At 68.5% G+C, this 12,980-nt stretch carries 14 protein-coding genes and 1 tRNA gene; 12 read left to right on the forward strand and 3 right to left on the reverse strand.

Features of this window, described 5'->3' with window-relative positions; translation table 11 throughout:
- The first annotated feature begins 24 nt into the window (after positions 1-24).
- From QA861_RS17955 to QA861_RS17985, 7 genes are all read left to right on the forward strand, one after another.
- Positions 25-882, forward strand: coding sequence for a helix-turn-helix domain-containing protein (locus QA861_RS17955; protein ID WP_334589333.1), 858 nt, complete (start codon positions 25-27; stop codon positions 880-882).
- Between the two features lie 27 nt (positions 883-909).
- A tRNA-Gln gene (locus QA861_RS17960) sits at positions 910-982 on the forward strand.
- A gap of 117 nt (positions 983-1,099) precedes the next feature.
- Entirely contained in the window at positions 1,100-2,548 is a 1,449-nt protein-coding gene (glmU, locus tag QA861_RS17965; RefSeq protein ID WP_334589334.1) for a bifunctional UDP-N-acetylglucosamine diphosphorylase/glucosamine-1-phosphate N-acetyltransferase GlmU, read from the forward strand.
- 116 nt (positions 2,549-2,664) lie between these two features.
- A complete protein-coding gene (locus tag QA861_RS17970) occupies positions 2,665-3,657 on the forward strand; it encodes a ribose-phosphate diphosphokinase (RefSeq protein ID WP_334589335.1) in 993 nt (330 codons plus the stop codon).
- Positions 3,658-3,888: 231 nt separating this feature from the next.
- The gene (locus tag QA861_RS17975; protein ID WP_334589336.1) at positions 3,889-4,473 is read left to right on the forward strand and encodes a 50S ribosomal protein L25/general stress protein Ctc; all 585 of its coding nucleotides are present in this window, start codon (positions 3,889-3,891) and stop codon (positions 4,471-4,473) included.
- 71 nt (positions 4,474-4,544) lie between these two features.
- On the forward strand, positions 4,545-5,147 hold the full coding sequence (gene pth, locus QA861_RS17980) for an aminoacyl-tRNA hydrolase (RefSeq protein ID WP_334589337.1): 603 nt from the start codon (positions 4,545-4,547) through the stop codon (positions 5,145-5,147).
- A gap of 85 nt (positions 5,148-5,232) precedes the next feature.
- Positions 5,233-5,751, forward strand: coding sequence for a hypothetical protein (locus tag QA861_RS17985; RefSeq protein ID WP_334589338.1), 519 nt, complete (start codon positions 5,233-5,235; stop codon positions 5,749-5,751).
- A 91-nt stretch (positions 5,752-5,842) separates the two neighbouring features.
- Here QA861_RS17985 and ppc read toward each other — a convergent pair whose 3' ends face one another.
- Complete coding sequence (gene ppc, locus QA861_RS17990) at positions 5,843-8,584, reverse strand: phosphoenolpyruvate carboxylase (RefSeq protein ID WP_334589339.1); 2,742 nt, start codon at positions 8,582-8,584, stop codon at positions 5,843-5,845.
- Positions 8,585-8,908: 324 nt separating this feature from the next.
- Here ppc and QA861_RS17995 point away from each other — a divergent pair, with 324 nt between their 5' ends.
- Genes QA861_RS17995 through QA861_RS18010 form a run of 4 tightly spaced genes read left to right on the forward strand, consistent with a single transcriptional unit; the run spans position 8,909 to position 11,137 of the window.
- Positions 8,909-9,922: an acyl-CoA desaturase gene (locus tag QA861_RS17995; RefSeq protein ID WP_334589340.1), complete on the forward strand. Its 1,014-nt coding sequence runs from the start codon at positions 8,909-8,911 to the stop codon at positions 9,920-9,922.
- A complete protein-coding gene (locus tag QA861_RS18000) occupies positions 9,919-10,596 on the forward strand; it encodes a TetR family transcriptional regulator (RefSeq protein ID WP_334589341.1) in 678 nt (225 codons plus the stop codon). The genes QA861_RS17995 and QA861_RS18000 overlap by 4 nt, the downstream gene beginning before the upstream one ends.
- Before the next feature lie 41 nt (positions 10,597-10,637).
- Positions 10,638-10,892 carry a type II toxin-antitoxin system Phd/YefM family antitoxin gene (locus tag QA861_RS18005; RefSeq protein WP_334589342.1) on the forward strand — a complete coding sequence of 85 codons (255 nt, stop codon included), beginning with the start codon at positions 10,638-10,640 and terminating at the stop codon, positions 10,890-10,892.
- Positions 10,889-11,137, forward strand: coding sequence for a type II toxin-antitoxin system RelE family toxin (locus QA861_RS18010; RefSeq protein WP_334589343.1), 249 nt, complete (start codon positions 10,889-10,891; stop codon positions 11,135-11,137). Before QA861_RS18005 ends, QA861_RS18010 begins: the two co-directional genes overlap by 4 nt.
- Here the strand turns inward: QA861_RS18010 and QA861_RS18015 are convergent.
- Positions 11,112-11,492, reverse strand: coding sequence for a VOC family protein (locus QA861_RS18015; protein WP_334589344.1), 381 nt, complete (start codon positions 11,490-11,492; stop codon positions 11,112-11,114). The two genes, QA861_RS18010 and QA861_RS18015, sit on opposite strands and share 26 nt — an antisense overlap.
- A complete protein-coding gene (locus tag QA861_RS18020; protein ID WP_334589345.1) occupies positions 11,489-12,328 on the reverse strand; it encodes a trans-aconitate 2-methyltransferase in 840 nt (279 codons plus the stop codon). Before QA861_RS18020 ends, QA861_RS18015 begins: the two co-directional genes overlap by 4 nt.
- A gap of 103 nt (positions 12,329-12,431) precedes the next feature.
- On the opposite strand from QA861_RS18020, the gene QA861_RS18025 reads away from it, so the two are divergent.
- Positions 12,432-12,929, forward strand: coding sequence for a MarR family winged helix-turn-helix transcriptional regulator (locus QA861_RS18025; RefSeq protein ID WP_334589346.1), 498 nt, complete (start codon positions 12,432-12,434; stop codon positions 12,927-12,929).
- Positions 12,930-12,980: the final 51 nt, after the last annotated feature.

Genomic DNA, 12,980 nt, shown 5'->3' on the forward strand with positions numbered 1-12,980 from the left:
CGATTCCGCCGGGAGGGTTTGCCCATGGAACATGCATGTGGCAAGTACGCCGACTTCGAGACACTGCGGGAGCGGGCGCTGACGTTGCGGCGGGACGGCTACAGCCTTCGACAGATCCGCGACGAGCTCCAGGTCCACAACAAGGAGACGCTCCAGCGGCTGGTCGAGGGCGAGCCTCCTCCCGAGTGGACGAAGCGGCCACGCGCGAAGGACGACGTCCGCGAGAGGGCGCGGGAGCTGCGACAGCAGGGCTGGACGTACAACCAGATCCAGGCAGAACTGGGCTGCTCGAAGAGTTCGGTCTCGCTCTGGGTGCGAGATCTGCCGCATCCGGAGTCCAAGTGCACACCGGAGGAACAGCGGGAGCGGATGAACGCGGGGCTCGCGCGGCTGCAAGCCTCTCGACAGCAGGAGCGCGAGGCAACGAAGCGAGCAGCAGCGACAGCCGTCGGCAAACTGTCGGATCGCGAGTTGTTCCTTACAGGCGTTGCGCTCTACTGGGCCGAGGGAACCAAGGACAAGCCACACACCCGCCGCGAGTGCGTGGAGTTCGTCAACAGCGACCCCGGAATGATCAGCGTCTTCCTCGCCTGGCTGGACCTGCTTGAGGTAAGCCGGGATCGGCTGCACTGCCGCGTCATGATTCACGAGTCCGCGGACGTCGCCGCCGCCGAACACCACTGGGCAGACCTCGTCGGCATCGACAGGTCAGCTCTCGGCAGGACGATCCTCAAGAAACACAATCCGACGACCGTGCGCAAGAACACGGGAGCCTCCTACCGAGGGTGCCTCGGCATCAGAGTGCGGCAGGGAGCAGATTTGTACCGTCGCATCGAGGGTGCCTGGTACGGCATAGTAGGGAGTGCCAATTCGGCGACCTGACTAAATGTCCGATTTAGTCAGGTTTAGTCCCCCGTGGTGTAATTGGTAAGCACTGTGGCTTTTGGTGCCATCTGTCCGGGTTCGAGTCCTGGCGGGGGAGCAATGCTCGGTTCGGGCCCTGACTGCTCAGTCAGGGCCCTTACTCATGTCCCCCACGAAACGCCCCGGTATCCTGCGGATGTCGTCCCGCCCCCCTCCGCAGCCGAAGGGCACACCCGTGAGCGCCAATCGCCCCGCCGCCGTCGTCGTACTCGCAGCGGGTGAGGGCACCCGTATGAAGTCGGCCACACCCAAGGTCCTGCACGAGCTCTGTGGCCGTTCCCTGGTGGGCCATGTGCTCGCCGCCGCAGGCGAGTTGGGCCCCGAGAACCTGGTCGTCGTCGTGGGGCACGCCCGTGAACAGGTCACCGCGCATCTGACGGAGGCCGGCACCGGCATCCGTACCGCCTTCCAGGCGCAGCAGAACGGCACCGGTCACGCCGTACGCATGGGGCTCGAAGAGCTCGGTGGGGCTGTCGACGGGACTGTGGTGGTCGTCTGTGGCGACACCCCGCTCCTCACCGGCGCGACCCTCCGCACGCTCGCCGCGACCCATTCCGGCGACGGCAACGCCGTGACCGTGCTGACGGCGGAGGTGCCGGACGCGACGGGGTACGGGCGGATCGTGCGGGACGGCGCCTCGGGAGCCGTGACGGCGATCGTGGAGCACAAGGACGCCACCGACGCGCAGCGGGCGATCCGTGAGATCAACTCCGGTGTCTTCGCGTTCGACGGGCGGTTGCTCGCGGACGCGCTGGGGAAGGTGCGGACGGACAACAGCCAGGGTGAGGAGTACCTCACCGACGTGCTCGGGATCCTGCGTGAGGCCGGGCACCGGGTCGGGGCCTGTGTGGCCGGCGACCACCGGGAGATCGCGGGGATCAACAACCGTGTGCAGCTGGCGGAGGCGCGTCGGATTCTGAACGACCGGCTGCTGACCGAGGCCATGCTCGCGGGGGTGAGTGTGATCGACCCGGCCAGCACGTGGGTCGACGTGACGGTCACCTTCGAGCAGGACGCGATCGTCCACCCGAACACGCTGCTCCAGGGGTCCACGCATCTCGCGGAGGGTGCCGAGGTCGGGCCCAACTCGCGGCTGAAGGACACCCGGGTGGGTGCTGGGGCGCGGGTGGACAACACGGTTGCCGACGGTGCCGTGGTGGGGGCTCAGGCGAATGTGGGGCCGTACGCCTATCTGCGTCCTGGAAGCCGTCTCGGGGTGAAGTCCAAGATCGGTACGTACGTCGAGACCAAGAACACGTCGATCGGTGACGGGACGAAGGTGCCGCATCTGTCGTATGTCGGGGACGCGACGATCGGTGAGTTCACGAACATCGGTGCCGCGAGTGTGTTCGTGAACTACGACGGGCAGGACAAGCATCACACCGTTGTCGGGTCGCACTGCAAGACGGGTTCGGACAACATGTTTGTGGCGCCTGTCACTGTCGGGGACGGTGCGTACACCGCTGCCGGGTCGGTGATCACGAAGGATGTGCCGCCCGGTTCGTTGGCCGTGGCCCGTGGCCAGCAGCGGAATATCGAGGGCTGGGTGGCTCGTAAGCGGCCGGGAAGCGCGTCGGCGAAGGCGGCCGAGGCGGCTTCTCGGGAGCCGGGCGACGAAAGCTGACCGGAAACACTCCCGTCCGACTCGGGCTACCGTGATAGACGCACACCCGCACACCCCCAGCTGAGCAGGCCTCTCAGGGCTGATCACGGCTGAGACACCTCCGAGGAGACAGTGCTGTGACCGGGACCAAGACGACCGGCGGGAAGTCCGGGAAGAAGAAGATGATGTTCTTCTCCGGCCGCGCCCACCCCGAGCTCGCCCAGGAGGTCGCCCTGCAGTTGGGGGTCGACGTGGTGCCGACGAAGGCCTTCGACTTCGCGAACGGTGAGATCTACGTTCGTTACGAGGAGTCGGCGCGTGGCGCGGACTGCTTCGTGATCCAGAGCCACACGGCTCCGATCAACCAGTGGATCATGGAGCAGTTGATCATGATCGACGCGCTGAAGCGCGCGTCGGCCAGGTCCATCACCGTGATCGTGCCGTTCTACGGTTACGCGCGGCAGGACAAGAAGCACCGTGGGCGTGAACCGATCTCGGCGCGTCTGGTCGCGGACCTGATGGCGACGGCGGGTGCGGACCGCATCCTGACGGTGGATCTGCACACGGACCAGATCCAGGGCTTCTTCGACGGCCCGGTGGATCATCTCTTCGCGTTGCCGCTGCTCGCGGACTATGTGGGCGCGAAGGTGGACAAGGGCAAGCTGACGGTCGTGTCGCCGGACGCGGGCCGGGTGCGGGTGGCCGACCGCTGGTGCGACCGGCTGGGTGCGCCGCTGGCGATCGTGCACAAGCGGCGTGACAAGGACGTGGCGAACCAGGTGACCGTCCACGAGGTCGTGGGTGAGGTCAAGGGTCGTGTGTGTGTGCTGGTCGACGACATGATCGACACGGGTGGGACGATCGTGGCAGCGGCGGACGCGTTGTTCGCGCACGGTGCGGAGGATGTCATCGTGACGGCGACGCACGGTGTGCTGTCGGGTCCCGCCGCCGATCGTCTGAAGAACTCGCGGGTGAGTGAGTTCGTGTTCACGAACACGCTGCCGACGCCGGGTGAGCTGAGTGCCGACCTGGACAAGATCAAGGTGCTGTCGATCGCGCCGACGATCGCGAGTGCGGTGCGTGAGGTGTTCGAGGACGGTTCGGTGACGAGCCTGTTCGACGAGCAGTAGGCCCCGGGTCTCCCGCTTCTTACGAGCTCTGCTGGATCTGCTGGATCGCTTCTGCATGATCGATTTTTCTGCGGCCTCCCCTGGCGAGTACTCTGTCGGAGTTGCTCGGCGAGGGAGGCCGTTCCCGTGTCATTCACGGGTCAGGTGCTCCGTTATCGACGCGCTCTTCGTAGCAGGCCGTTCGTGGCCGGGTGACCTGTCCGTCTCGCACCCGTACGAGGAGTGAAAAGCATGTCCGAGGTAAAGCTCACCGCCGAGATCCGCACCGAGTTCGGCAAGGGCGCCTCCCGCCGCATCCGCCGCGAGGCCAAGGTTCCCGCGGTCGTCTACGGCCACGGTGCCGAGTCCGTGCACATCTCGCTGCCGGGCCACGAGCTCCAGCTCGCCCTGCGTACCCCGAACGTCCTGCTCACGCTGGACATCGAGGGCCGTACCGCGCTGGTGATCCCGAAGGCCGTGCAGCGTGACGCCCTCAAGGGCTTCCTCAAGCACGTCGACCTGCTCACCGTGAAGAGCGGCGAGAAGGTCACCGTCGAGGTCTACGTCCACACCGAGGGCGAACTGGCGCCGGGCGCCTTCCTGCTTGAGCACGTGCTGAGCACGCTGACGGTCGAGGCCGAGGCCACGCACATCCCCGAGTCCGTCACGGTCTCCATCGCGGGCCTGGAGGCGGGTGCCGCCATCCTCGCGAAGGACATTCCGCTTCCCGAGGGCACCACGCTGGCGATCGACGAGGACGCGGTCGTCCTCCAGGTTCTGTCCGCGCAGGCGGAGGAGGCCCCCGCCGACGGCGACGCCGCGACCACCGAGGCCTGATCGCCCCGGAGACTTCGTTTGCCGGCCGCCGCTCCTACCGGGAGCGGCGGTCGGCGTGTATCCAAGGAGAGATGGACGTGACGACCGACGCGGGCGGCCCCTGGCTGATCGTGGGGCTCGGCAATCCCGGGCCGGAGTACGCGATGAACCGGCACAACGTGGGGTTCATGGTGGCCGACCTGCTCGCGGAGCGGATCGGCGGGAAGTTCAAGCGGGCCGGGAAGGCGCAGGCGCAGGTCATCGAGGGGCGGGTGGGGCCGCCGGGGCCGGCGAACCGTCGGGTGATCCTGGCGAAGCCGATGTCGTACATGAACCTGTCGGGCGGGCCGGTGAACGCGCTGCGGGAGTTCTACAAGGTGTCGCTGAGCCGTGTCGTGGCGGTCCATGACGAGCTGGACATCGACTACGGGGTGCTGCGGCTGAAGCTGGGCGGCGGGGACAACGGTCACAACGGTCTGAAGTCGATGACGAAGGCGATGGGTCCGGACTACCACCGGGTGCGGTTCGGGATCGGGCGTCCTCCGGGGCGTATGCCGGTGGCGGATTTCGTGCTGAAGGACTTCTCGTCGGCGGAGCGCAAGGAGCTGGACTACTTCGTGGACCGGGCGACGGACGCGGTGGAGTCGCTGGTGACCGAGGGCCTGGAGCGGGCGCAGGGCTCGTACAACTCCTGAGCCCGTTCGGTGGGTGCCCGGGGATACGTGCGTACAACTGCCGACTTTGTCGGGCAGGAGTTGACCGATCGCCCGACCATGGCCAATGATCCCGGCCATGCCAGCCACCGCCCGTCGTCGCAAGTCCGCCTCCGCCTCGCCGCGGCTCGGGCGTCTGGGGCGGTTCGGGCGGTTCGCGGTGATGGGGACGGTCGCCGCGCTGATCCTTATCGCGGGTGTGTGGGCGTCCTGGGGGACGGCTCAGCACGTGATGCTCAGCAAGGGGCGTGAGCAGGGCACGATGACGGTGGCGGGGTGTGAGGACGGCGTCTGTACGGGGTCGTACCGGCCGGTGTCGGTGGGGTCGACGGCGCGGAGCCGGGTCGTGCTGGACCAGTCGGTGGGGGTGCGCGCGGGTGAGACGTACTCGGTGGTCGTGAAGCCGGGGAGCCGTGATGTCGTGCGGTCGGGTCCGGCGGGTTTTCTGTACGCGTGGGTGCCGTTGGGTGGTGCGCTGCTGCTGGCGTCGGTCGTGGTGGCGGGTGGGCTGGGGCTGACGCGGACGGGGTGGGCGATGGCGGGGAGCGGGTTGGCCCTGGTGACGGCGGCCTGGGCGGCGTTGTAGAGACCACGAAGGGCATGAGGACTTGGGGACATGAGGGTGCCCTCGTACGCGTGCGTACGAGGGCACCCTCAGCCGTGTCCGGCCGTCCGGCTCAGCCGGTGTTGCGCAGGCCTGCCGCGACTCCGTTGACGGTGAGGAGGAGGGCGCGGGCGAGGAGCGGGTCGGGGTCGGTGCCGGCCGCCGCGGCGTCGCGCTGGCGCTTGAGCAGGGTCACCTGGAGGTAGGAGATGGGGTCCAGGTAGGCGTCCCGGATGGTGAAGGTCTGCTTCAGTACGGGGGCGGCGTCGAGGAGTTCGGACTCGCCGGTGACGCGCAGGACCTCTTTGACTGTCAGCTCGTGTTCGGTCCTGATGGTGTCGAAGACGTGCTTGAGGTCGTCGGGTACGAGGGTGTCGACGTAGTGAGCGGCGATCCTGAGGTCGGTCTTGGCGAGGGTCATCTCGACGTTGGAGATGAAGTTGCGGAAGAAGTGCCACTGTTCGTGCATCTCGTCGAGCACGGTGTCGAGGCCCGCTTCGCGCAGGGCCTTCAGGCCGGAGCCGACGCCGAACCAGCCGGGGACGATCTGGCGTGACTGGGTCCAGCCGAAGACCCAGGGGATGGCGCGCAGACCGTCGAGCGAGACGCCGGAGCCGGGGCGGCGGGAGGGCCGCGAGCCCAGGTGCAGGTCGGCGAGCTGGTCCACCGGCGTCGACGCGAGGAAGTACGTCGGCAGGTCGGGGTCCTCGACCAGGGACCGGTAGCGGGCGTGCGCGGCGTCAGAGACGACGTCCATGGCCGCGTCCCAGCGGGCCAGCGCTTCGTCGGACTGGCGCGGCGAGGTGTGCAGGGCGGAGGCCTGGAGGGTGGCGGCGACCGTCAGTTCGAGGTTTTCGCGGGCGAGTGAGGGGACGAGGTACTTGTCGGAGATGACCTCGCCCTGTTCGGTGACCTTGATCTCGCCTTCCAGGGTGCCCCAGGGCTGGGCGAGGATCGCGTCGTGGGAGGGGCCGCCGCCTCGGCCGACGGTGCCGCCGCGGCCGTGGAAGAGGCGGAGCCGCACTCCGTACCTGTGGGCGACGTCGCGCAGGCGGCGCTGGGCGCGGTGGATCTCCCACTGGCTGGTGGTGATGCCGCCGAACTTGGAGGAATCGGAGTAGCCGAGCATGACTTCCTGGACGTCGCCCCGGAGCGCGACGAGGCGCCGGTAGGACGGGTCGGAGAGCATGTCCTCAAGGATGGTGTCGGCGGCCTTGAGTTCGTCGGTGGTCTCCAGGAGGGGCACGATGCCGATCTTGGCCCAGCCGGCGTGGAGGTCGATGAGGCCGGCCTCGCGGGCGAGTACGGCGGCGGCGAAGACGTCGTCGGAGCCCTGGCACATCGAGATGATGTAGGACTCGATGACCTCGGGTCCGAAGACGGCGAGGGCCTTCTTGACGGTCTCGAACACGCCGAGGGTCTTGGTCCCGGCCGCGTCGAGCGGGGCGGGGGTCGGGGCGAGGGGCCTGCGGGACCGGAGTTCCTTGGCGAGGAGCTTGTTGCGGTACTCGCGGGGCATGTCCTCGTAGCGCCAGGATTCCTCGCCGAGGCGGTCGAAGAGCTGGCCGAGGGTGTGGTGGTGGGCGTCGGCGTGTTCGCGTACGTCCATGGTGGCGAGCTGGAGGCCGAAGGCGGCGAGGGTGCGGATGGTGCGGTCCATGCGGCCGTCGGCGAAGAGGCCGCCGCGGTGTTCGCGCAGGGAGGTCTGGATGAGGGTGAGGTCGGCGAGGAGCTGGCCGGTGCCGAGGTAGTCGCGGCCGGGGGCGTGCGGGGTGCCGTTGGCGAGGCGCTGCTTGGTGTTTTCGAGCTTCTGGCGGATGCAGGTGGCCTTGAGCCGGTAGGGCTCTTCGGCGTTGAGGCGCTTGTAGCGGGGGCTGATCTCGGGCAGGAGTTCGATGTCGGCCCGGAGGGATTCGAGGAGTTCCTCGGTGGCGCCCGTGTAGCGGATGGAGTTGGAGAGGAAGCCGCGCAGTTCGTCGATCAGTTCCAGGGCGTCGTTGATGCCGTGCTCGTGCTGGAGGATGAGGACGTCCCAGGTGACCTGGGGGGTCACGTTGGGGTTGCCGTCGCGGTCGCCGCCGATCCAGGTGCCGAAGGTGAGGGGCCGGGTGTCGTCGGGGAGACGGACTCCGACGCGTTCGAGTTCGGCGGTGAGGTCTTCGAGCACGTCCCCGACCGCACCCGCGTGCAGTTCGTCGAGGTAGTAGATGGCGTTGCGTGCCTCGTCGGCGGGCTCGGGGCGTACGACGCGCAGTTCGTCCGTCTGCCAGACGAGGTCGATGTTCTCGGCCAGACGGGTGTCGTAGCGGCGGCGGTCCGCCTCGATGACGGGGGTCTCCAGCAGGGCGGCGATACGGCGCAGCTTGTTGAGGACCGAGCGCCTGGCCGCTTCCGTGGGGTGGGCCGTGAAGACGGGGCGAACGTTGAGGTTCTTGACCGTGGCGCGCAGGTGGTCGGGGTCGGCGTCCTTGAGGCGGTCGGCCGTTCGGGCGAGGAGGCTGCCTTCGGCGGCGCGCTTGGCGCGTAGTTCGCGGCCTCGGTGGACCTGCTCGGTGACGTTGGCGAGGTGGAAGTAGGTGGAGAAGGCGCGGACGAGCTTGGCGGCCGTCTCCAGTTCGGTGCCGCGCAGGAGTTCGGCGGCGGCCTCGCCGTCCTCGCGGGTCAGTTGGCGGACCTTCTCCACGAGTTCCAGCAGCTCAGGGCCCTCCTGGCGGACGAGGGTCTCGCCGAGGAGGTCGCCCAGGCGGCGGATGTCGGCGCGCAGTTCGCTGCTGGTCGTCGTGGTGGCCTGGCCATGGTCGTCGGCACTGCTCACAGGTGCGGCTCCTTGCAGTGTGGAGGCTCGGCGGGTGGGTACCCGGCGGGTGTCCGGGCGGGCAGGCCGCGCCGGATCCGGGGTGCCGGGCGGCATAGGGGCGGGGCATCCGGGAAGTAAAGAGAGCGGACCGCGCTGTCCGACCGACTCAAGGATAGGTGTCGAGGGGCACGCGCCGAATTTCGGGCCCTTGCCGCCGGGCGACGCGCTGACATACTTACGACGCCGTAGGTTACGCATCCGTAGGGAGCCTGAATCCGAGGGCGACCTCGGATTCCGTACCCCCGGTATCTGCCCAGACCCATCACCCCCCAGGGGATGCGCATGACCACCTCACCTTCCGACGCGCTCGAAGACGCTGGGAAGACGCCCGACGACTCCTCAATGCCCTCGGCCACGCTGGGTGGCGAACAGAAGCGTTCACTCGAACAGATCACGCTTCTTCTCTTCATCATCGTCCCGTTCCTCGCGGTGCTGGCGGCGGTGCCGCTGGCGTGGGGCTGGGGGGTGAGCTGGCTGGACCTCGGCCTGCTCGTCTTCTTCTACTACCTGGGCTGCCACGGCATCACGATCGGCTTCCACCGGTACTTCACGCACGGCGCGTTCAAGGCCAGGCGGCCGCTGCGGATCGCTCTCGCCATCGCCGGTTCGATGGCGGTGGAGGGTCCGCTGGTGCGTTGGGTGGCCGACCATCGCAAGCATCACAAGTTCTCGGACGCGGAGGGCGATCCCCATTCGCCGTGGCGGTTCGGGGAGACGGTTCCGGCGCTGATGCGTGGCCTGTGGTGGGCGCACATCGAGTGGATGTTCGATGAGGAGCAGACGCCGCAGGACAAGTACGCGCCCGATCTGATCAAGGACCCGGACATCCGGGCGATCTCCCGTCAGTTCATCTGGTGGGCGATGCTGTCGCTGGCGCTGCCGGCGCTGATCGGCGGTCTGGTGACGATGTCCTGGTGGGGCGCGTTCACGGGCTTCTTCTGGGGCTCGCTGGTGCGTGTCTGCCTGCTCCATCACGTCACCTGGTCGATCAACTCGATCTGCCACGCGGTGGGCAAGCGCCCCTTCAAGTCGCGGGACCGCTCGGGCAACGTGTGGTGGCTGGCCGTGCTCTCCTGCGGCGAGTCCTGGCACAACCTGCACCATGCCGACCCGACGTCGGCGCGGCACGGTGTGATGCGTGGGCAGGTCGACTCGTCGGCGCGGCTGATCCGCTGGTTCGAGAAGCTCGGCTGGGCCTATGACGTGCGCTGGCCGTCACGCTCGCGTATCGATTCCCGCCGGAACACGGACCTGGACGGCTCTCGGCGGCGGAAGGAGCCGGCGAAGGCGGCATGATTGACGGCGTGGTGACCGATTCCAGCAGCACTGAGAGCAATGAGAAACCGCGGCGTCCCCGCCGCACCCGGATGACGGGTGCCGAGCGCCGGGCCCAGTTGCTGGAGATCGGCCGCACGCTGTTCGCCACGAAGGGCTTCGAGGCCACGTCGGTGGAGGAGATCGCGGCCAAGGCCGGTGTCTCCAAGCCGGTGGTGTACGAGCACTTCGGCGGCAAGGAGGGCCTGTACGCGGTGGTCGTGGACCGCGAGATGCGGCGCCTGCTGGACATGGTGACGAGCTCGTTGACGGCCGGCCACCCCCGCGAACTGTGCGAACAGGCGGCGTTCGCGCTCCTCGACTACATCGAGGAGTACACGGACGGCTTCCGCATCCTGGTCCGCGACTCCCCCATCCCCCAGTCGACGGGTTCCTTCGCGTCGCTGATCTCGGACATCGCCACCCAGGTGGAGGACATCCTGGGCCGTGAGTTCAAACGCCGCGGCTTCGACCCCAAGCTGGCCCCGCTGTACGCCCAGGCGCTGGTCGGCATGGTCGCGCTGACGGGCCAGTGGTGGCTGGACGTACGCCGTCCGCGCAAGGCGGAGGTGGCCGCCCACCTGGTGAACCTGGCGTGGCACGGACTGGACGGCCTGGAGGCGAAGCCGCGCCTGATCGGGCGCCGGAAAAGCTGAATGAACGTTCCTCTAGATTAAGCTTGTGGCATCATTCACCCATGACTGAGATCGCGATCAGCGCAGCCCGCTCCCAGCTCGGCGACCTGGTCCGCCGCGCGGCCCACAGCCGCGAGACCATCGCCCTCACCGACCATGGGCACGTTGCCGCACTCCTCGTCTCTCCCCAGGTGATAGAGGATCTCGAAGACTCGCTCGCCGTCGCGGACTACCAACGGCGCAAGGCCGAGGGCACGCTGGGTGAGGGAATCCCGATGGCCGAGGTGCGTAGGCGACTGGGGCTTGAGAAGCAGTGACCTACGAGATCATCTTCGAGCCTCACGCCCTTGATGCCGCAACACGATTCCTGAAAGAGGACCCCGCCGGGCTCGCCGTGGTCCTGGACGCCATCGACGAACTGGCCCATGACCCCCGCCCTTCAGGGACGGCACCGTACGGCCCGGACATCCGGCGCCTTCGCGTGGGCGCCTACCGCGTCGTTTACATGATCGACGACAACGTGATCCACATCCTCATCACCCACCTGGGCCGGACAGCCTGACCGGCTCCAGGAACTCCAGCCGGTTGCCCACGGGGTCGGAGACATAGAAGCGCAGGTGGCCCGGCAGGTCGCCGTCCCAGGTCACCTGCACCCCACGAGCCTCCAGCCGGGCCGCGTACGCCTCGATGTCCGTGACCCGCAGCCCGGGGTGGGCCTTTCGGGCGGCTCGGAAGGTGGCCTCCACCCCCAGATGGAGCTGCGCGGCCCCCGCCCGGAACCAGCACCCGCCCCTTGCGGCCAGTACCGGTGGCTTCGGGATCTCGGTCATGCCGAGGACGTCGACGTAGTACGCGCGCAGCTCGTCCTCCGCCCCGGGCGGCGCGGCCATCTGTACGTGGTCGACGCCGACGATCACTTCCCTGCCCCTCGTCCCCCGCCCTTCCGGGCCACGGCGAACAGCCGCTGGAAGGGCAGCACGGTGCCGTACGCCTCCGTCGGATACACGGCGCGCAGCAGGTCGCGGTACTCGGTGAGGAACGCGTCCCGGGCCTCGGAGTCGTCCGCGAGGGCGGTGAGCACAGGCCGCAGACCGGTCCCCTTGGCCCAGTCGAGCACCGGGTCCTCCCCCTGCAGGACGTGGAGATACGTCGTCTCCCACACGTCCGTCTCGCAGCCGAGCCGGGCGAGCCGGTCGAGGTAGACGAGGGGTGGGTGGACGGAGTCCTCGCGGCGCGGTACCTCGACGAGGCGGCTGTTCCAGCGGGCGCCGCCGGCGAGATCGCGCATCAATGTGTGCAGGGGTGCGTCGAGGTTGTTCGGCACCTGGAAGGCGAAGGTCCCGCCGGGTGCGACGGCGTCCAGCCAGGCCGGGAACGCGTCGAGGTGCCCTTCGACCCAGTGGAGGGCGGCGTTGGAGACGATCAGGTCGTACGTCTCGGAGGGCGCCCATGCCGTGGCGTCCGCGTGGGCGAAGTCGAGGTGGCCGCCGCCGGCCGTGGGACCCGCGTGACGGGCCGCCTGTTCCAGCATCGGCGCCGAGTTGTCGTACCCGGTGATGTGGGCGGTGGGCCAGCGGTCGGCGAGTACGGCGGTGACGTTGCCGGGGCCGCAGCCGAGGTCGGCGATGCGGGGAGGCCCTGCGGACAGGACCGTGGGGAGGTCGGGGACGCGGGCGAGGAGGTCGGTGAAGGGGCGGGCGCGGTGGTCGGCGTGGCGGAGGTACTGGGCGGGGTCCCAGGTGGGTGTGGTCATACGGCTACCCTCCCGCGAGATATATCTCGACGTCAAGAGACTTCACACCAAGAGGCTCGACATCAAGAGACTCCACATCGACACAACCACTACACTGATCGTCATGGAGGACGAGGTCGATCGGCTGGTCGCTGCGTGGCGCCGGGAGCGCCCGGACCTCGACGTGGAACCACTCGAAGTGCTCAGCCGGGTCAGCAGGCTCGCCCGGCATCTGGACCGTGCGCGCAGGCTGGCGTTCGCCGAGCACGCGCTGGAGCCCTGGGAGTTCGACGTCCTGACCGCGCTCAGGCGCGCCGGAGACCCGTATCAGCTCTCCCCCGGTCAGCTCCTCACCCAGACCCTGGTCACCTCCGGCACGATGACGAACCGCATCGACCGGCTGACCAAGAAGGGCCTGGTGGAGCGCCTCCCCGACCCCACCGACCGTCGAGGGGTGCTGGTCCGGCTCACTACGGAGGGGCAGGAAAGGGCGGATCAGGCTCTCGCGGGCCTGCTGGACCAGGAGCGCGCGATCCTGGCGGAACTCTCGCGCGGACAGCGGGGCGAACTGGCCGGGCTGCTGCGCCAGTTGACGGCGCCGTTCGACAACATCCCCGGCTGACATCCGGATTCGGGCACGGGTCGGACCGGCCGGACCGGTCACGCACTGCTG

The organism is Streptomyces sp. B21-083 (genome assembly GCF_036898825.1).
Classification (GTDB): domain Bacteria; phylum Actinomycetota; class Actinomycetes; order Streptomycetales; family Streptomycetaceae; genus Streptomyces.

Coding starts and splice junctions, on each gene's coding strand:
- QA861_RS17995 (WP_334589340.1), top strand. CDS start 8,909: ATGACCACCTCACCTTCCGACGCGCTCGAAGACGCTGGGAAGACGCCC.
- QA861_RS17985 (WP_334589338.1), top strand. CDS start 5,233: ATGATCCCGGCCATGCCAGCCACCGCCCGTCGTCGCAAGTCCGCCTCC.
- QA861_RS18005 (WP_334589342.1), top strand. CDS start 10,638: ATGACTGAGATCGCGATCAGCGCAGCCCGCTCCCAGCTCGGCGACCTG.
- QA861_RS17975 (WP_334589336.1), top strand. CDS start 3,889: ATGTCCGAGGTAAAGCTCACCGCCGAGATCCGCACCGAGTTCGGCAAG.
- QA861_RS17955 (WP_334589333.1), top strand. CDS start 25: ATGGAACATGCATGTGGCAAGTACGCCGACTTCGAGACACTGCGGGAG.
- QA861_RS18025 (WP_334589346.1), top strand. CDS start 12,432: ATGGAGGACGAGGTCGATCGGCTGGTCGCTGCGTGGCGCCGGGAGCGC.
- pth (WP_334589337.1), top strand. CDS start 4,545: ATGGACGTGACGACCGACGCGGGCGGCCCCTGGCTGATCGTGGGGCTC.
- QA861_RS18000 (WP_334589341.1), top strand. CDS start 9,919: ATGATTGACGGCGTGGTGACCGATTCCAGCAGCACTGAGAGCAATGAG.
- QA861_RS18020 (WP_334589345.1), bottom strand. CDS start 12,328: ATGACCACACCCACCTGGGACCCCGCCCAGTACCTCCGCCACGCCGAC.